23 protein-coding genes and 1 tRNA gene are annotated in these 18,009 nt (G+C 53.3%); 5 read left to right on the forward strand and 19 right to left on the reverse strand.

Annotation, left to right across the window (positions count from 1 at the left end):
* Positions 1 to 397 precede the first annotated feature (397 nt).
* Complete coding sequence (locus tag G437_RS11315; RefSeq protein WP_155845682.1) at positions 398 to 550, reverse strand: hypothetical protein; 153 nt, start codon at positions 548 to 550, stop codon at positions 398 to 400.
* Positions 551 to 648: 98 nt separating this feature from the next.
* Positions 649 to 933, reverse strand: coding sequence for a hypothetical protein (locus G437_RS0104585; RefSeq protein WP_024331408.1), 285 nt, complete (start codon positions 931 to 933; stop codon positions 649 to 651).
* A gap of 124 nt (positions 934 to 1,057) precedes the next feature.
* Here G437_RS0104585 and dtd point away from each other — a divergent pair, with 124 nt between their 5' ends.
* On the forward strand, positions 1,058 to 1,483 hold the full coding sequence (gene dtd, locus G437_RS0104590; RefSeq protein WP_024331409.1) for a D-aminoacyl-tRNA deacylase: 426 nt from the start codon (positions 1,058 to 1,060) through the stop codon (positions 1,481 to 1,483).
* 405 nt (positions 1,484 to 1,888) lie between these two features.
* On the opposite strand, the gene G437_RS11320 is transcribed toward dtd, so the two are convergent.
* Positions 1,889 to 2,107 carry a hypothetical protein gene (locus G437_RS11320; protein WP_155845683.1) on the reverse strand — a complete coding sequence of 73 codons (219 nt, stop codon included), beginning with the start codon at positions 2,105 to 2,107 and terminating at the stop codon, positions 1,889 to 1,891.
* Between the two features lie 634 nt (positions 2,108 to 2,741).
* On the opposite strand from G437_RS11320, the gene nrdF reads away from it, so the two are divergent.
* On the forward strand, positions 2,742 to 3,743 hold the full coding sequence (gene nrdF, locus G437_RS0104600) for a class 1b ribonucleoside-diphosphate reductase subunit beta (RefSeq protein WP_081638910.1): 1,002 nt from the start codon (positions 2,742 to 2,744) through the stop codon (positions 3,741 to 3,743).
* Positions 3,743 to 4,309, forward strand: coding sequence for an NADPH-dependent FMN reductase (locus G437_RS0104605; protein WP_024331412.1), 567 nt, complete (start codon positions 3,743 to 3,745; stop codon positions 4,307 to 4,309). Before nrdF ends, G437_RS0104605 begins: the two co-directional genes overlap by 1 nt.
* Positions 4,310 to 4,663: 354 nt before the next feature.
* On the opposite strand, the gene G437_RS0104610 is transcribed toward G437_RS0104605, so the two are convergent.
* From G437_RS0104610 to G437_RS0104640, 7 genes are all read right to left on the reverse strand, one after another.
* The gene (locus tag G437_RS0104610) at positions 4,664 to 4,942 is read right to left on the reverse strand and encodes a hypothetical protein (protein WP_024331413.1); all 279 of its coding nucleotides are present in this window, start codon (positions 4,940 to 4,942) and stop codon (positions 4,664 to 4,666) included.
* A complete protein-coding gene (locus tag G437_RS11510) occupies positions 4,939 to 5,463 on the reverse strand; it encodes a phospholipase A2 family protein (RefSeq protein WP_197409627.1) in 525 nt (174 codons plus the stop codon). Before G437_RS11510 ends, G437_RS0104610 begins: the two co-directional genes overlap by 4 nt.
* A gap of 387 nt (positions 5,464 to 5,850) precedes the next feature.
* Positions 5,851 to 5,924 (reverse strand) — tRNA-Pro (locus G437_RS0104620).
* Positions 5,925 to 5,982: 58 nt separating this feature from the next.
* The gene (locus G437_RS0104625; protein ID WP_024331415.1) at positions 5,983 to 6,888 is read right to left on the reverse strand and encodes a metal ABC transporter permease; all 906 of its coding nucleotides are present in this window, start codon (positions 6,886 to 6,888) and stop codon (positions 5,983 to 5,985) included.
* Positions 6,888 to 7,796 (reverse strand): metal ABC transporter permease, encoded by a 909-nt coding sequence (locus G437_RS0104630; RefSeq protein ID WP_029769287.1) that lies wholly within the window; start codon positions 7,794 to 7,796, stop codon positions 6,888 to 6,890. The genes G437_RS0104625 and G437_RS0104630 overlap by 1 nt, the downstream gene beginning before the upstream one ends.
* Positions 7,790 to 8,491, reverse strand: a complete 702-nt coding sequence (locus G437_RS0104635) for a metal ABC transporter ATP-binding protein (RefSeq protein WP_029769288.1) — start codon at positions 8,489 to 8,491, stop codon at positions 7,790 to 7,792. Before G437_RS0104635 ends, G437_RS0104630 begins: the two co-directional genes overlap by 7 nt.
* A gap of 15 nt (positions 8,492 to 8,506) precedes the next feature.
* A complete protein-coding gene (locus G437_RS0104640; protein ID WP_141739499.1) occupies positions 8,507 to 8,836 on the reverse strand; it encodes a hypothetical protein in 330 nt (109 codons plus the stop codon).
* 168 nt (positions 8,837 to 9,004) lie between these two features.
* Between G437_RS0104640 and G437_RS0104645 the strand changes: the two genes are divergently transcribed.
* Positions 9,005 to 9,598, forward strand: coding sequence for a DJ-1/PfpI family protein (locus G437_RS0104645; protein WP_024331418.1), 594 nt, complete (start codon positions 9,005 to 9,007; stop codon positions 9,596 to 9,598).
* Positions 9,599 to 9,636: 38 nt separating this feature from the next.
* Here G437_RS0104645 and G437_RS0104650 read toward each other — a convergent pair whose 3' ends face one another.
* Together G437_RS0104650 and G437_RS0104655 are read right to left on the reverse strand one after the other, a co-directional pair.
* Positions 9,637 to 10,035 carry a hypothetical protein gene (locus G437_RS0104650; protein WP_024331419.1) on the reverse strand — a complete coding sequence of 133 codons (399 nt, stop codon included), beginning with the start codon at positions 10,033 to 10,035 and terminating at the stop codon, positions 9,637 to 9,639.
* Between the two features lie 68 nt (positions 10,036 to 10,103).
* Entirely contained in the window at positions 10,104 to 10,982 is an 879-nt protein-coding gene (locus G437_RS0104655; RefSeq protein ID WP_024331420.1) for a pseudouridine synthase, read from the reverse strand.
* A gap of 261 nt (positions 10,983 to 11,243) precedes the next feature.
* Here G437_RS0104655 and G437_RS0104665 point away from each other — a divergent pair, with 261 nt between their 5' ends.
* Positions 11,244 to 11,480 carry a hypothetical protein gene (locus tag G437_RS0104665; protein WP_024331421.1) on the forward strand — a complete coding sequence of 79 codons (237 nt, stop codon included), beginning with the start codon at positions 11,244 to 11,246 and terminating at the stop codon, positions 11,478 to 11,480.
* 42 nt (positions 11,481 to 11,522) lie between these two features.
* Here the strand turns inward: G437_RS0104665 and G437_RS0104670 are convergent, their stop codons facing one another.
* From G437_RS0104670 to G437_RS0104700, 7 genes are read right to left on the reverse strand one after another with little or no spacing between them, the layout of a single operon-like run.
* Positions 11,523 to 11,831 (reverse strand): DUF4298 domain-containing protein, encoded by a 309-nt coding sequence (locus G437_RS0104670; protein ID WP_024331422.1) that lies wholly within the window; start codon positions 11,829 to 11,831, stop codon positions 11,523 to 11,525.
* A complete protein-coding gene (gene der / locus G437_RS0104675; protein ID WP_029769290.1) occupies positions 11,831 to 13,942 on the reverse strand; it encodes a ribosome biogenesis GTPase Der in 2,112 nt (703 codons plus the stop codon). Before der ends, G437_RS0104670 begins: the two co-directional genes overlap by 1 nt.
* Positions 13,942 to 15,045, reverse strand: coding sequence for a prephenate dehydrogenase (locus G437_RS0104680; protein WP_024331423.1), 1,104 nt, complete (start codon positions 15,043 to 15,045; stop codon positions 13,942 to 13,944). The genes der and G437_RS0104680 overlap by 1 nt, the downstream gene beginning before the upstream one ends.
* Positions 15,042 to 15,788, reverse strand: a complete 747-nt coding sequence (locus G437_RS0104685; protein ID WP_024331424.1) for a pseudouridine synthase — start codon at positions 15,786 to 15,788, stop codon at positions 15,042 to 15,044. Before G437_RS0104685 ends, G437_RS0104680 begins: the two co-directional genes overlap by 4 nt.
* Positions 15,781 to 16,347, reverse strand: coding sequence for an SMC-Scp complex subunit ScpB (gene scpB / locus G437_RS0104690; RefSeq protein WP_024331425.1), 567 nt, complete (start codon positions 16,345 to 16,347; stop codon positions 15,781 to 15,783). The genes G437_RS0104685 and scpB overlap by 8 nt, the downstream gene beginning before the upstream one ends.
* The gene (locus G437_RS0104695; protein ID WP_024331426.1) at positions 16,340 to 17,116 is read right to left on the reverse strand and encodes a segregation and condensation protein A; all 777 of its coding nucleotides are present in this window, start codon (positions 17,114 to 17,116) and stop codon (positions 16,340 to 16,342) included. Before G437_RS0104695 ends, scpB begins: the two co-directional genes overlap by 8 nt.
* Positions 17,100 to 17,855: a ParA family protein gene (locus tag G437_RS0104700; protein WP_391592318.1), complete on the reverse strand. Its 756-nt coding sequence runs from the start codon at positions 17,853 to 17,855 to the stop codon at positions 17,100 to 17,102. The genes G437_RS0104695 and G437_RS0104700 overlap by 17 nt, the downstream gene beginning before the upstream one ends.
* Positions 17,856 to 18,009 lie beyond the last annotated feature (154 nt).

Consider the following 18,009-nt stretch of genomic DNA (forward strand, 5'->3'; position numbering starts at 1 on the left):
TCACTCAAAGAAAGCAACAAGCTACGACAAGCCTGCAAAAAGCCCTCCGACACCCCCTCCTGATCCGGACCCCACACGTCCTCACTTATCCCACGTAGCCTCACAACAACCCCAAAAGCATAGTAAACCCTGCAATACAGCCAAAAGTTTACAATTGCATAAAACTTTGCGCATCCTAAAACCACCCACCACAACAAGACTTGCCACTACAGACGCAACATTTACGCAGGCAGGACGCTAAATACTAGGATTTAAAATCCAAAAACAGGATAAGGGCAGCCCCACTAAGATAAAGGGTTTATGCGCCCCAAGGCCGCCACTAAGGTTACGACAAAGAACCTAAAAAACACAGGCCGCAATCATCGCGAAGGCAGCCTTACTACCCCCGATACGCCAACTAAGCCAAGCCCAAGCCAGCCTTCTGACCACCAGTCAAACCCGCCACAGAACCACGCAACCCCGCCCCCGGCCGCTCGGTAGGCGACACATCGGCCCTGCCTTCAGAATTGACAATGCCGCTGAGCAACCCAGCGACACCACCAACATCCACCCGCCCGTCCTTTACTCTGCGTTTAACTACGGCTAACCCAAGGAATAAAACGCGCTGTGGAGGGGCCCACCGATGGGCCCCTCCACCCAATTCTTCTTTTATGCACCACCGCCCGCGGTCATTATGTTTTGTGAGATCTGATCTAACTGGCCGCGCAGCTCTTCCAACTCAGCACGGGCTTTATCTAATGCCTGACGAGTTTCGGGCCAGGTCTGATCACGGAAACGTTGCGCGAGCGGACCATCCCAAACATTCGGATCGGAAAGAATCTTGCCTTGCGCATCTAGCTGAGAAATCTGATCAGTAAACCCACCATTGATAATCGATTGTAGCTGCGATATCGCTGATTTTGCTTGCTCGGTCGATAGGACTCTTGCTGCCATAGCTGAACCTTTCAGTGAAAATCCTAATTGCACGCAAAACGATACACCTACACTTTTGAATGAGCGATTTTTAATGGAACTTTTCCGCCCCTACTCGCCACCAGAACGGCGTTAGTATTGGCTCATGCGAGCACTGATTCAACGCGCCGAGGGCGCCCAAGTAACCGTAGAAGGAGATCGTCTTGGAGGATTCACCGGTTCAGGACTGGTGGTGCTACTGGGAATCACACACGATGACGGCAAAGAGCAAATCAAAAAAATAGTACGCAAAATCGCCGAACTACGTATTTTTGAAGACGAAACATCAGCCACCGACAACAACGCCCCCATACTTCTGATCAGCCAATTCACACTCTACGGGAACCCCCAAAAAGGACGCCGACCATCATGGTCAAAAGCTGCCCCAAGCAAAGTAGCCGAGCCTATCTACGAGGCCGTAGCTGCGGGCCTGCGCGAGCGCGGCCTACCCGTCGAAACCGGACAATTTGGCGCACACATGAAAGTCACCTTCACCAACGACGGACCCTACACCCTGCTAGTAGAAGCCTAGTGAAACCCAGCCAAAACTAAACACCCTCTGCACCTCCAACATACCCACTGAGGCATTCAAAAGCCCCCTAGGGCACCTACGCGGCACCACCCTAGGACTCCCAAATCTGAAAAAGATCGCAGACAAATCCTTAGGTAAAATCAAGCTTCGTCGGCGAAAGTGTGCTACCAAACGTAGCAAGAACATTCCCTGCACAAGAAAAATCTAGCCACTAACTTTCGGCTGTACATACCTAATTTTCGCAACCATTTTAGAAAAATATTTAACCTTAGCAATATTAGATACAGAAGTGCACCCAAAACCGACGAGAACCCTGGGCACCAATAAAGCGAATATCCTATAAAGTTAAATCCTACAAAGCCAAACACCGCGACCTCAGGATAACAACATGTTCACCAAAACCTGCTACAACCTATTACTAGAAAAATCCCCACCCCACCGCAAGCCGATACGCACAAAAACACTCCCTTCGCACACGCAAGCGGCCCTACAAACCTGCTTCGCCCTCAAAATCGGGCTCATAGCCACTGCCGCCAGCGCCAGCAAACCAACAAATTGGATTCCGTCAACAACAGCCAAAGAAACAATCACCGCATTCACCTGCACCCTAATCTGCGCCGCCACAGTCGGCTACATCGCCCGCTTCGGCATAGCCCTAACCGCCCTCTACGCCGCCGCAGACCTATGGCAAAATCCAACCACCCCATGGCACTATCTCAACGCCACAATCAACCTCACCCTCATCGTTTTAACCACCGCCGCCTGCTGCCAAATCATTCGCAAAAGACGCCACAACGGTACACCGGTACTTCAGGGCCGAAAACGCCCCAAATAAACTACCGCTTCTAGCCATTAGCGGAGTAGTTGCACGTTAATACACTTGCCCCCATACTCCAGAGCGCGGTTTTCCCCTCGCCTTAGCTAGCCCCAAAGAAGCTGTAACAAACCGATTCAAGCACGTGTGCGGCCCCAAGAGAGGGCGCGGCCTCCCTGGCTCGAATCAACCAGACGCTTGCGTCTCACCCTAACGAGAGAACGCGCGCTAAGACTAATTGAGTTGAAGGTAAAAACTGGAGTTCACACGTTGCGCGAACACGAATCTGAGGCCCGGGCCAGATACGGCAAGAAATAGTTAGCCTCCATATACTTAATAGTTCGGCGTGTCTAACTTTACCTTGCAAGCTAGGGCCTAGATACTATCCCTTGTGGTCGTCTTGCCCACAACAACTACATCTTGTGTAAACGCTTTAGGAGAGCAATGTCAACGCCGAATGCTATTAGTCCCCCAAAATTCCGTTTCAACCAGGACGCCCCACTACGTCCGATCAATTGGAACGATCTGGAAGATAGTAAGGATCTGGAGGTTTGGAACCGGCTAACAGCGAATTTCTGGCTACCCGAGAAGGTCCCGCTCTCTAACGACTTGCCCTCGTGGCAAAAGCTCTCCCCCGAAGAACGCACGCTCACCATGCACGTCTTTACTGGGCTAACTCTCTTAGACACGGTTCAGGCCAGCGTCGGTGAGATTAGTCAGATACAGGATGCACACACCGAACACGAGGAAGCGGTGTACGCCAATATCGCCTTCATGCAGGCTGTGCACGCCCGCTCCTACTCTTCTATTTTTTCAACCCTCACCTCCACACCTGAAATTGATGAGGCCTACCGGTGGGCTACGAGTAATGAGATATTGCAAAAGCGCGCAAAGATTGTTCTGCGATATTACTTTGGAGAACACCCCCTAAAGCGCAAGGTCGCCTCTACTATGCTCTCGTCCTTGCTCTTGTATGCCGGGTTCTATTTGCCACTACATTTTTCTACGAGGGCAACCCTGATGAACACTGCTGACATGATTCGACTTATCTTGCGAGATAAGGCCGTCCATGGCTACTACTCCGGGTACAAGTACCAGATTGGGCTAGCAGAAAGATCTAAGTCTGAGCAAGCAGAAATGGAGACTTTCACCTACGACCTCCTCGAGACTCTCTACAACCTTGAGCTCACCTATTCTGGAGCACTGTATGAACCATTTGACCTCATGGATGACGTTGCGGCGTTCGTGCGTTACAACGCAAATAAAGCGTTGATGAATTTAGGCTATCCTGCCAGGTTCTCCTTAGAAGAAACTACTGTGCGTCCAGAGATTATGGCCGCTTTATCACCTGGAGCCGATGAGAATCACGACTTCTTCTCTGGCTCAGGCTCTTCCTATGTTATTGGCAAATCTGAAGACACTTCCGACAGCGATTGGGATTTCTAATGTGCAAGAAAGTATCTATTCTAGTTGGTTCTCTACGGACGGGCTCATATAGCCGAAAGATAGCCCAAGCCATTTGCGGATTCTTCCCTCGAGGCTTTGAAGCAAACATTGTAGAGATTTGGGGACTAGATTTATACAACTATGACTATGACGACCCTAAAGTATCTGACACACCGCTACCTTGTGGATACAAGTATTTTAGGCAGACTCTGGCCTCATCAGATGCAATCTTATTTGTAACCCCAGAGAATAACCGAACGATACCCGCGTGCCTAAAAAATGCGGTAGACATTGGTTCTAAACCAAACGGACAAGCCGTTTTCACCGGTAAACCAGCTGGCATCATCTCTCACTCCGTCGGAGCTATGGGCGGATACAGCGCGCACAAGAACCTGCGCCTTGCTCTTTCCTACTTTGACATGCCTATGCCATCCCAGCCCGAAGTATTTTTAGGACGCATCGCCACACTCTTCGACGAGGACGGACATCTACTGCCAGACACTGAAGATTTTCTAAGGTCGTATATCGACCGGCTATGTAATTTGGTTCAATCCCAACAAGCATAAACCTCAAGTTTGCAGTATTTACTTGCGGAATTATACCCGGTAGACTGCCAGAGGATAGCTGAGATACATCTCTATCTGTCCTTTCTCTAGCGCCACCGAGCTTTGCTCGGTGGCGTTTTATTACCGCACCGCCAAGTACATAGAAAATGGGGTTAATGGCCAAACTGTGTGTATAACTCGGGCGTGTCGTGGCTTGTTTTATTGTCCTGCCCAGCTTTTTCGGGTAAACGGTTCTAGTGGCAGAAAATAGATGCCCTAAAGGCTCGCGATCAGCCCTGTATGGGAACATTGTCGCCGGGCCCTACGGGGCCCGAGCTTTTTAAGGGATCCATTTGCGAGACCGCTCAATTTGTGTCAGGGGGTGTTGACCCCAGCGATGATCACGATAATCCCATAGGATAAGGCCTCTAATATGCCAAAGCTTAGCAGCAGGAAGCTCCTGTGCTTGAAGGCCACTACTGTTGCGATTCCTCCTGCAAGCAAGCAGAACCATCCAGCGTAAGGCGCATTCTGCAGAACATTGCCAAATATGAACCACGCGGGGATGAAGGCGTAAATGCTGCCCCAGCCCAGCCCGAGGGACCATTTAGGTTTTGGGTTTCCAAGAAAAGCCCAACTGGAGCGAGTGCTCATTTTTTACACCAGGCTTTCTGCGCAATGAAGTAGGCTTTAACGGCTACTGCAAAGGCTTTCTCCTTCTTTTTCATTTTAGAAAAATTCCTATTTATTTCATCGATAAGTTGCTGATCGCACTTACAGTTGAGGTAACCTTTCTTCCCGTAGCACTTATCGTGATGCATACACGCAGTGTCAAGTTTGTCTATTGGTTTGCCCGGCCCCGAGTATCCAGGCCCGCACCAGTTGCCGTAAATGGGGAGAGATAGGCGATCGCCATTAGGGTTGGCCGCAAGTGAGTATTCTTCAATAATTTCTCCAACTTTTAGTAGCTCAGGTGATGCTCCCTCGGCAGCAGCTTTTTGTTTATCGAAATGAGTAACGCCGCCAATCGTCTTTACATATCGCAATACTGGGGCTTCCCCGTCCTCGAATGAATATGTCGAGATTGATGAGCCGAACGATGCATTAGCCGTCGAAGGTGCCAGCAATAATACTGAAAGTAAGGGCGCTAAAAATAACGCGGGTCTTTTACGCATTTTGGGAGTCCACTTCATTGTGTTTTGGGCGATACTGCAAGCGCCGCCAGGATAGCAGTCTGAGACGTACGATACAAGAACAGAGATGGATTCTGCCAACTAGGACTCGTCGGTGAGCGCGGTACAAGGTGACACTCCCCGGATGGGCCTTTCTAGCCTTCAAGACGCCGGCTCCGGCGGCGATAATCTTCTGGCGTAACTCTGGTTTTAGGCCAGGCAGCAGGAATGTGTTCCAGGTCAGAGTGTTAGCGAACCTCAGGTAAATCCGCTAATCTTCTGTTTTAGATACGCGGTCTTTCATATGTCATGCGAGGCAAAGTCCCCCAGCCAGAAACACAGCAATGTCCCGCGTCAAAGGCGAACCTAAAACGCGGGACATCACGCTTGTCGGGCTGACAGGATTTGAACCTGCGACCCCTTGACCCCCAGTCAAGTGCGCTACCAAGCTGCGCCACAGCCCGTTCCGACTAGAAAAGGATAGCAACACCCAAGCCGAACTCCAAACCAGATTCGCAAAAACTAGACATCTTGTGACGGTAAACACCTACTGCCAAACCTGCGCGCCCCTTTAGAGTCCACTACGGAAGCCGCACCTACCCGCCAAAGCCGCCAGCCGCCCTCTACGACAATAAAGAAGATTCCAGCCACTAGAGCAATGCAGCCTCCCGCAGAAAGCGCCTGCCACACAGCCAGCCCTAACCCCGCCACAGAAACCACTACCCCAGAAAGGGTCGACGCCAGCACGTAGGTACCAGTGCTGGAAAATTTTGTCTTCAGCGCGGCAGCCGGCCCCGCCAACAAGGAGATCGATACAACCATCCCGACAGCTGGAATAATCACAGTTACAGTGGCAATGAGCAGAGCATTTACAACAAACCTCCAGATCCCCACTTGGCCCCCGGAAGCTCGAAAACCAACGGGATCGAATGCGGATCCAACGAGGCTTCTTTTCCCAAAGCACCAAAGCAAAGCTGCAAAAAGCAATGTCCCTACACTTGCCCAAACATCGACTTTGCTACAAGCCAGTAAGGAACCAGTCAAAAAGGATTCTATTTTCAGCGGTAGCGGAGCAAACCACTTATCTAAAAAATAACCCGCAGAAAAACCTAAAGTGAGCGTTATACCAGCAGCAGCCTGGGCAGATATTCCACTAACTGCAGCTACAGCATGCATAAACAGGGCAAGCAGCACTCCCCCAACGGCCGCACCGACAAACAAACCCACCGAAAGCCAAAAATGATCACTCACCAACCAGGTGGTGACCACTACGCCCACTACAGCTCCGGGAAAAGCCGCATGAGTGATAGATTCTGCAAAGAAAATCCGCTTGTGCAATAGAGCCAAAGCGCCCACTAGTCCACATAAGGCCCCCACAGCAATCGCCTCTAGAAGTGGCAACGACACGATCTGCCACATGCTCACCATTATTTGCTCCTCAGTTTCAACAATTTTTCGGCGCCAAGGGCGTTAAAGAAAAAGCGGGCAGCCAGCACCACAACAAATACCGCGCACATACTCAAAGAAAGAACCCCTTGAGGCGAGATCGGCCGCGCAGAAAAAATCCCCAAAACAGCCAACCCCACATATGAAGACAAGAGGCCAGTGGCAATTCCAACGGGCACCATAGTAGATACCTTCTTCGCGATCAGGCGACCGGTAGCCCCAGGAACAACCAAAAAGCCAATAACAAGCAGTACACCTACTGCCGAGGCGGCCGCTACCACCACCGCAGCGATTGCAACATTCAGCACCACGTCTATCGCGAGCGTATTGATTCGCAATACGGGAGCACTAGACCGGTCAAAGGCCACAATAATCTGGCTCTTCCATGTTAGAGCCACCAGTGCCACCGCAAGCGCGCAAGCTACAAGCGACTGGGCAAGCCGCACGTCAGTAACGTCCAGTAGGCGCCCAAACATCAACGATTCCAGCTGGCCCGACATGTCGCCCTTTTTCAAAGACAGCACAATTCCAAGGGCAAAAAACGTAGTGAGCACAGTAGCGGTAGCGCCCTCGCTTATCTCGGTTTTCCGGCCGGCCCAAACCAGAGCAAACACTACAAGAACGGCGCATATTGCAGCGCCCGGAACGATCATGTCTATCCCACCGTAAATGGCCCCCGCCACGATGCCAGGAAAGACACCGTGCACTAAGGCCTCGGCATTAAATTCAGCGCATCGCAAGTTCACTAGAGTGCCTACAATGCCTGCCGCAATAGCGAGCACTACTAGCAGGCAAAATGGCTTGAATATGTAAGGGGCACTGCAAATGAATTCTAGGCCGGGAATAGGTTGCAATACTCCACGCAACTGTTCCAACAGGCTGCCTAACACGACCGCCTCTTTCCGTAAGCCACATCAACCAGCTCGTCGCGTAGAACTTCATCTAGTCGCCCGTATGCTACTTGCCTCCCCGCTAACAGCACTGCCTTGTCACAGGTCTTTTGAGCTAGCGAAATGTCGTGAGTTGAGACCACAATCCCTATCCCATCTGCTTTTGCCCTGGTAATTATTTCCTCCAACGCCTTTCTGTTGGGTTCGTCAAGTCCATTGAAAGGTTCATCGAGTAGAAGCAGAGTTGGGTTCGCAATGAGCGCGCGCGCCAACAGAATTCTTTGCTGTTGCCCCCCGGAAAGATCCCCAAAACGTTCATTCGCCCTGCTCGCCAAACCCACCTGGGCAAGAGCCTTATTCACACGTTCTCTATGCCTAGAACGTATTTTTCCCAGTAGTCCTGTCTGCGCTCTCAACCCCATCGCGACCACTTGAGAGGCAGTTATGGGAAAGGTGGCGTCTAAATTCAGATGCTGGGGAACGTAGCCAATACTCGCCCCTGCCGGCATCGTTATCGAGCCCTCCGCTATCCGCACCGCCCCAGTCAGGGCCCTTAGCAAAGTAGTTTTCCCAGAACCGTTTGGCCCTATAAGCGCCAAGGCTTCGCCCTCGTTCAAGGTACCTTCTAAGCCCGTGACCACAATTTTTCGGCCGTAGGCTAGCGATGCGCCAGCTAGTTGCAATATCGCAGTCAATACGCCACCTTTCACTTATTTTGCTGCGTGGAGCAGCGAGGAAGCGATTCCGTAAGCAGCCAACAGACAGGTTAAGTTCATACTCAACTGAGCGTTCTTTATATGAGCGCCGATACGCTTGGTTTTTCCTGCAGCACCGGTCTTTGCAACAGCTAGCTTGGAGTCCGCGTCCTTACTGCCAACAATCTGAGTTGCGTAGTCACAGATTTGGGTATTCGTAACCGCTACATTTAGCTGATTAGCTGGCTTCTTAGTGGGGCCCTCGCCTTTCTGCGCCACCCCACCCCCAGTCACGGTGAGGGCGAGCAGAACAAACGCGCTCATACCCACTAGTGACCGTTTCACCGTTTCCCCTTTTAGTTAATTTGTTTTAGTAGATTCGCCAGCCAGCCACTACCATTAATGACAACGGTTGTCATTTTACAGATAGAGTCGAATTAGGTCAACCTAACTTTTTAGACTATTTCGTCGCCCTCCCCTGGCGAAGAAATACGGGCCGTGAAAGCATAGGGCATGGAACAAGACACCTACCTAGTTGATGTACTACTTTACGATGGCTTTGAAGCGCTAGACGTATTTGGCCCCGTAGAGCTTCTCAGTTGGGTGCCAGCTGTACATTTTCACTACTTGGCTACCCTGCCGAAGGTGCTCAGCGCTCAGAAATTTTCTATTTCAGCCAGCACCTCAAATAGCGGCGGCGACCTACTGCTAGTGCCGGGCGGGCCTGGTTCGCGAGCTCTAGTTAGGGACGCCGCCTTCCTAGAAAAATTGCGCATTCTCTGCAAAAGCCACGCCCTCGTGGTATCGGTTTGTACAGGTTCGGCGCTACTTGCCGCAGCAGGCGAACTAGATGGCTATCAGGCCACTAGTAATAAGCAAGCTTTCGCGTGGGCCGCTTCCTTCGGCCGCGCAGTTGAATGGAAGCAGAGAGCACGGTGGTGTGCCGATCGGGATAGGTGGACCTCGTCTGGGGTAGCCGCGGGAATGGACATGACTGCCGCTTTGATCGCACACCTCTTTGGGTCCAATGCCGCTAGCGCTGCGCTAAGGCAGGCTGAATATACAGCCAGTAGCAACCCAGCAAACGATCCGTTTGCAAAAAAGTAGGGGGCCGAAGCCCCCTAGTGAGCTAAGCTATGCCAACACTACTCCTTCATAGTGAGCAGGCCCGCCCCAATGGCAAACATCCAGGAATCCTTGGCGAGCGCGATGCCTTCGTCAGAAGGGCGGATCCCATCAGCCTCAGTCATCTGCGGATTGCGGAAATACATGGTCAGCATTCCCCCGGCAAAACCACACAGTGCCAGCCCCGCAAGTTTCTTAGGGATGAAGGGAGCCAAAAGAGTTCCCCCCACGGCAATTTCAGAAGCCGAAATGAACTTGCCGAACGTCTTGACGTCGAGCTCCTTTAGGGCCGGAATTCCGGTAACAGCCATCTGCTGGAGTCCCTTCGCCTGCTCGTCACTCATATTCAATTTTCGAATGCCCGAATCCAAGATGAAAGCCCCAGTAACACCACGCATGATTGCACTTGCTAACGACATGCTCACTCCTTCGCTGTTGATTCTGTTTCATCCTAGCAAGCAGCCGTGGGAAATTCCCTTTACCAGTTCTACGCGCCTTTTAGGGGAAGTCGCTGGCTAGTACGCAGATAAACCTGCTCCCCAAAGGGATCTTTAAACTCCAGCGAGTAGGCCAACAGCTGTAGCTGACCGGCGGAGACACCCCCATACATCTGGTCCCCCACAATGGGGGCTCCAAGGCAGGCCATGTGTGCCCGTATCTGATGCATTCTGCCGGTAGTAGGACGCGCTTCATACAGTGCCTGCGATCCACACCTTCCCAAGCAAGTGAACACCGTAAATGAATTCGGCTCTCCCTTTTTACTTGCCACCACCCTACGAGAGCCCTCAGGGCGAAAGATTTTGCCCTCAAAAGAGAATTTTTCGCCTATATAGGGTGCTAAAAGCCGGTAGCGTTTTTGTACCTGGCGTTGCTCAAATAACTTCTGGTATGCCCCGCGCATTTCCCGACGTTTCGTAAACAGCAAAACCCCTGCAGTTGGTCTGTCCAGCCGATGGGCCGGCACCAGCTGGTCATTGCCCTCCTGCCTACGGAGGGCAACGGTCACAGATCGGGCCACATAGGCACCTCGGGGCGTAGTTGCCAAACCGGCAGGCTTGTCAACGGCAATCCAATTGTCGGTTTCGGCAATAATCTTAACTTTTATCGGAGAATCTACCTCATCAGCTACCGGACGATAGAAGTATGCGCCCCGCGCTATAACCGTAGAAGGCGCCAGCGCTCCCAAAGGTTCACCGTCCGAATCTACGAATGCGCCCTCAACAAAGAGTTCTGCTAATCTCGTCCGTTCCAAGGAAGGGTAACGCGCACACATCCACTCCAGCAGCGGAACTCCCTCCCTACCAGCCGGCCCCAAACGAAGAGGCGCTAAACCGCCTTTTGCCCTCACAGTTTTGCCAGAACTCATAAAAACAGTCTAATAAGTTCTCTTGCAGCAAGCCCCGATGCTATTGGAACGCGCTAAAAGTGCTAACGCAGCTCCCTTGTGCCCCAAATAACAGCGTCTGCAAGGGCTACTTTCCTGCTAATTATCAGTCCAAAAAAGTTCTGCTCTACTCCCTTCAAAAAGTTCTCCACTAGCACGTGCTAAGGCCTTGCGGGGCTGGGCAGGCGGCGGCATGATAATAACCGTGATCGCAAGGTGCGTGACAGAAGAAAGGGAAAGAACATGGACGCTGTAACTACTAAATCAACTGCTTCAAAGTTAAACCTAAAGAACGCTGCGCTCGTGCTGGCAATTATCGTTGGCGCCGTCCTCATTGTCAGCGGCATCGCCACCGCCACCGCACCTCTAGCTATTGCAGGTGGTTTCCTATTCGCCATCACGTCCATTGCCTGGGCAATCCTGCACCCGGCAGCACTGAAAGCCTACGGCGACATGTATGCCGAAGCTCATCTGCGCTAAGGCAAAAGCAATAAAAATGTGGGCCCTGCAGGGCCCACATTTTTATTGCTCATATTCTTCTAAAGCCTTTCCAACCGCGTCCTTTAAGTCCTCTAACACCTGCCGGTAAGAACCCATCTGATCCCAAATTGCATCCTCGCTAAGAACCCCAAACTGGCCCTTTCCAGCCTTTTCGAGCTCCTCCCGATCATCCCTCCAAGGCCCGTAGTAGTACTTCATAAGCTTGCTCATCTGAGTCGAAAGCCCACTTACCTTTTCTGGTAGTTCCTGCAAGCTTTGGATCTGGCGGCTGACCTGTTTCAACAACTTGTCATTTTCGGCCGCAAGACGGACTTTTTCGGATTCAGACATTATTTCTTTCGCCTCTGCCTTTCGCGGATTGCAATCTGGATTGGAGCTCCCACAAAACCAAAACGTTCCCTAAGCTTGCGCTCCAAAAAACGCCTGTAGGACGGGTCCATAAACCCAGTTGTAAACAGCACGACGCGTGGAGGGGCCGAATGCACCTGGGTACCAAACAGAATACGCGGCTGTTTGCCAGAACGCACTGGATGCGGGTTAGCTGCTACTACCTCGCCAAGATACGAATTGAGCAAACCCGTACTAACGCGTGTAGTCCAACCGTCTATAGCTGCGTTAAGGGCGCGCACGAGACGATTCGTGTGCCACCCCGTGCGGGCAGCCACGTTGATCGAAGGAGCCCAGGAGACATGCCCTAGGTCGCGCTCCACCTCCCTCTTGAAATCAAATTGCCGATCCTCATCTACGAGATCCCACTTATTATTCACAATTACCAAGGCTCTGCCGGCCTCGATCACCTGGTTGATGATGCGCACGTCCTGTTCCGAAACTGTTTGGGTCGCGTCTAGCAAAACCACCGCCACGTCAGAGCGTTCGATCGCTGCCTGGGTGCGCAAGGAGGCGTAGAAATCAGCCCCTTTCGACTTGTGCATCTTTCGTCTGATACCGGCCGTATCCACGAACCACCACGGCTCCCCGTCGATTTCCAGCAACTCATCCACCGGATCTCGGGTAGTACCAGCCAGGTCATGAACAACCACCCGTTGTTCTCCGGCGAGGGCGTTCAAGAAAGAAGACTTGCCCACGTTCGGCCTTCCCACCAAAGCAATGCGGAAGACACCATCATTAGGTTTGGCGCTAGCAACTGCGGATTTTTCTGGAAGCACTTCCAATACCGCATCCAAAAGATCGCCCGACCCGCGTCCGTGCAGAGCCGATACCGGATGAGGTTCCCCCATTCCCAGAGCCCAGAGCCCTGCGGCATCGGCCTCCAACTGTTCTGAATCAACCTTATTTGCGGCCAGAACCACCGGCTTGCCGGCGCTACGCAGCAACTTCACGACTCGCTCGTCAGTAGCGGTAATGCCTACTGAAGCATCGAGCACGAAGACCACTACGTCGCACTGGCTGATGGCAATTTGAGCTTGGTCCGCAACTGTTTGGTCTAACCCCTTTACGTCGACCTCCCAGCCACCGGTGTCTACCAGGGTAAAGTGCCGGCCTGCCCACTCAGCCGGGTAAGAAACCCTGTCTCGAGTTACCCCGGGCACGTCCTGCACTACTGCTGCACGCCGCCCCAATATGCGATTGACCAACGTAGATTTACCTACGTTAGGACGCCCAATAATGGCAACTACCGGGTCTCCAGGCGCTACTTTCGCCTCTGGCACCTCGTCTGGAGACGCCTCAAGCAGCGCTAAATCCTCGCTAGTCAGTTCATAGTCGTCGAGCCCCGCACGCAGTGCCTGCGCCGTTTTGTCCACCAGTTCTCCGTAACCGGCCTGGCTCACCAACTCCTTTATCTTCTGAACAACCTGACTGACTGACAGATCCGACGAATCAATAAGCTCCACGCCATCGGCTGCGTCCCGGAAAGACGTAGTTTTAGAGTCGCGGGCATCGCGAGCCACAATCTGCTTTTCCAACTCGGCCTCGTCAGCCCCACCGAGTTCTGCCCCACGTCGCGCCATTCGGACTTGTTCAGAGGCCGTAAGCAGCACCCTTACAGGGGCATCAGGCACGACCACGGTGGTAATGTCACGTCCTTCCACCACCACAGCCGGGGCGAGGGCAGCAGCTATCAGTTCCCGCTGCTTGGCGATTAGTCCCTCGCGTACCCCACCAATTGCTGAAATCTGCGAAGAGGCCTCAGTTACCTCCCCGGTACGAATGGCCGACGAAATGTCCTTACCTGCCACCCGCACACCGGGTTTGGCAGGATCGATAGACAGTTCCAGAGGAAACTCCCTGGCCGCACGTGCCAAAGTCTCCTCGTCAGCTCTGTCCAAATCCTGCTGAATCGCCCACCATGCGAGGGCACGATAGGTGGCCCCAGTGTCTATATAGGCTCCCCCTAATTCCTGGGCCAACGCCTTCGAAACAGTAGACTTGCCAGAACCCGAAGGCCCGTCAATAGCCACTACTAATTTTTTGTCTAGCATCACTGACCTCTATTCATTGCAGAAGGAACTTGCCATCCGCGTCTCTTTAATGCCTCTACTAAAGGCTGTCCTGCCGTAGGCATTACTAGCAAGCGGGCCACCCCCGCAGCGGCACCGGCAGAATGCTCGATAGAAAAATCCTCAATATTTACCCCCTCTTCACCAATTTCAGTAAAGAGGCGACCAAACTCGCCCGGCTTATCTGGGACTAAAACTGACACCTCTAGATATCGGCGCGGCGGCCCCCCATGCTTGCCAGGAATGCGCTCAACCCCGCGGTTGCCCGCAAGCACGACCTTAGCTACTGCCCCCATGCGGCCGGGTTGATCCAACCCAGACGGACCCGTTTCCGCTAGCCCTGCGAGCAGTCCCCGCAGGTCAGCAGCAAATTCACCGAGGACGTGTGCCACAGCCTCAGAATTTTGGGAGACGATTGCCGCCCACAGCTCTGCGTCAGAGCGAGCAATTCTAGTCGTATCGCGTAGTCCTTGACCAGCCAGTCCCAAAGCGGATTGCGGAGCCTCTTTTAGCCTAGCTGCCAGCAAAGAGGACACCAGCTGAGGTACATGGCTAACGAGGGCCACCGCCGCGTCGTGCTCCTCCGCCGACAATTGTCTGGGGATGGCTCCTACCTCTAGCGCCACCGAGCGCACCATTTGGAGGGCGGTGGCAGCTGAATACTCAGTGGGCACAATTACCCACGGGTTACCCTCAAACAGGTCACAATCGGCAGCAGCTGCCCCCGACCGTTCACGGCCAGCCATGGGGTGCGAGCCCACATAACGAGACCAATCGACCTCGCATCCGAGCACCACCTCAGCTACCGCTTCCTTAACAGATGCCACATCCGTTACTACTGCCTCTGAAAAATTTTCTAAGGCCTGCACCACGCACCTGCCTGCAACATCGGGAGGAGCGCAAACAACCACTAAATCGGGCTGTGCCGCCCCGTCGTAACAAGAGCCTGCCCCCATGTCGCGAGCCAATGCTTCGGCAGCCGGAGAAAGATCTGACAACCAAACTTGCCAGTTTTCCTTTAAACGCAGTCCCAGCGAAGTGCCAAGCAGACCGGTACCAACTATGAGTACCGAGGGAGTTCTCACAGCCCAACCAGCTTCATGAGCTGCGCCAGCTGGTCCCCGTCAACCGCTCTGGTAGCGCCCGAGTGCAACTTGCCTAAGTAGATGTTACCTATCCTAGTGCGCACAAGGCGTTCCACGGGGTGGCCAAGCTCTTTCATCAGACGACGCACTAGCCGGGTACGCCCCTCGTGGACTGTAACTTTAACCAGTGAGCGATTCGAATGCTGGTCCTTGACCACGAACTCGTCACAGGCAATTGGGCCGTCATCGAGCAACACCCCCTCGCGAGCCTGCTTCACTTCGGCAGGCGTGACGATTCCGGCAACGGTAGTCAGGTAGGTTTTGGGGACTTCGTAAGAGGGGTGGGTTAGCCGATTGGCCAGTTCCCCATCGTTAGTTGCCAAAATGAGGCCTTCAGAATTTTGATCCAGGCGCCCCACGTGGAAAAGCCTTTCAGGATATTCGACAAGGAGGTCCGCAAGAGTTTCGCGCCCCTCCGGATCTGACATTGCAGAGATAACTCCGTAGGGTTTGTTAACAGCAATAGTGATATGGGAATCATCTACAAATACCCGCTGATTGTCCACATGCAGGACCGCATCGGGCCTTACCCTCGTGCCTAATTCGCGGACAACCTGACCATCTACTTTTACCCTGCCCGAGGCAATTAGCTTTTCGCACATCCTGCGCGAGCCTACTCCGGCTTGCGCCAAAATCTTCTGCAGGCGAATTCCGCCCGGTACATGTGGGTCGCGCTTATTCATCATGGTCCTCCATCGCGGCGAGCATATTATCTAAGTCCTCTGATTGTGGCATAAAAGGCGACAGCGGTGGCAACTCATCAAGACTGTTCATGCCCATTTGTTCCAAAAATAGGGAGGTCGTCCTGTATAGTACCGCTCCCGAGGGCGCCTCTCCAGCCTCTTCTATTAGTTCGTGGGCCAGCAGCGTACGGACCACAGAATCGACTGCCACGCCGCGGATTTGTGCAATCTGACTACGGCTGCAGGGCTGGCGGTAGGCTATAACAGCTAAGGTTTCCAGGCTGGCTCTAGAAAGACGGGCGCGCCTACCCCTAGTGATGAACTTCCCAACCACTGGGGCATATGCGGGAGCCGAGTACAGGCGCCACCCCCCACCTACGTGGCGCAATCGATACCCGCGAGGGCGCGGGGTCTGCTCCTCATATTCGTTCTTGAGCGTCTCTAACGCCGCCTTCACTTGTCCCAGCGGCGTTTCCAGCGCTGCGGCAAGGTCGACCTCGTCTACAGGTTCGGAGGCAATGGCCAAGATAGCCTCCAACTGCGCCAGTAGCTCATTCACTCTGTTCTCCAATGTAGTCGTCGGCCAAAGCAATATTGGTGTCTGCGCCGATCCAGTCGACCCAAAGGGTCTCCATGGGGCCAGCCTGTTCGAAGGTTACTTGGTCTGCCCGAAAGAGTTCGAGCAAGGCCAAAAATCTAGAGATCACTACGGGGAGATTTTGAGCATCTGCTGTGAGTTCGTCAAAAGAAGCTCGTCCTGAGAGGCGCAGTTTGGCCGAGATGATCGCCAGTTCGCGACTGACCGGCGCTACCGGATCGTGCAAATGTGCCAGTGCCACCTGCGGCTCCTGGTGAGTAATCGCATCGGCAGCGAGGCGGGCTAGATCCAGCGGGGTAGCCTTTAGAACAAGGCTTGGCTCCAGAGCCGCAAAATGTGGCTCTAGCGGAACCGAGCGCGCAAAGAAGCTCCTTTGCTCGCGCAGGCGCGCCTCGATTACGTCACTTGCCTCACTAAAGACGCGGTACAGAAGGAGCCGGGAAAAGAGTAAGTCGCGGGCTTCAAGCAACTCCAAGTCCTCGCGAGCAGTTTCCTGTTTAGGTAGCAGCGAGGCGGCCTTCAGCGCCAGCAACGTAGCGGTAGTTACCAAAAATTCGCTGGTCTGCGATAGGTCTGGGCTAGCCTTCATATAGGCAATAAACTCGTCCGTAACCTGGGCGAGGGCGACCTCGGTTATGTCGAGTTTGCGTTTGGCAAGCAGCCCCAAAAGCAGCTCGAAGGGGCCCGAGAAGTTACTGAGGTTTACGGAAAATTCAGGCTGCGTCGCCACGAGAAATCAACTCCCGGGCTAGCCTCCGGTAAGCCTGTGCCCCCTCGTGGGAGGGAGCGAAACTCGTTATAGGCTCTGTGGCCACGGTGGCGTCGGGGAACTTGACGGTTCGCTTGACCATGGTTTTAAACACCTTGTCGCCGAAGGCCTCGATTAGCCGATCTACGACCTCGCGAGCGTGCAGCGTTCGCATGTCGACCATAGTGATTAATATGCCGTCGATCTTCAAACGCGGGTTTAGCCGGTCGCGCACCTTTTCGATGGTTTCCACCAGCAAGGCCACCCCGCGCAGGGCGAAGAACTCGGCTTCCATGGGAATCATCACCCCGTGAGCGGCGGTAAGCGCATTTACAGTCAAGAGCCCTAAAGAAGGTTGGCAGTCGATAATTATGAGGTCGTACTCCTCGCGCACCGGGCGCAAAACTGAAGCAAGTATCTGTTCACGAGCCACCTCGTTTACCAGTTGCACTTCAGCTGCGGAAAGATCAATATTTGCGGGGATTACATCGAGACCTTCGTAATCAGTGTGTTCTATTACTTCGTGCACGTCCATGCGCGGGTTGGTCATCAGAGTGTAAATAGTCTTGTCTAATTCGTGGCTCATGATACCGAGCCCAGCCGAAGCTGCCCCCTGAGGATCGAAATCGACAATCAACACCCGCCTGCCGTATTCGGCAAGAGCAGCTGCCAGGTTGATGGTGCTTGTAGTCTTGCCCACGCCACCTTTCTGGTTACACATAGCAATAATGCGCGCGGGGCCATGTGCCTCGAGTGGAGCCGGTTCCGGAAACTCCGGGTCGGCACCTCCCTCTGGCGGAACTGGTATCAATCCTGGCTGCAGTTTACTCACCCTCTTAAACTATCGTTATTTTATCGCCGGTGCGGAAGCGTTA

The organism is Winkia neuii subsp. neuii DSM 8576, assembly GCF_000420405.1.
In the GTDB taxonomy this organism is placed as follows: Bacteria; Actinomycetota; Actinomycetes; order Actinomycetales; family Actinomycetaceae; genus Winkia; species Winkia neuii.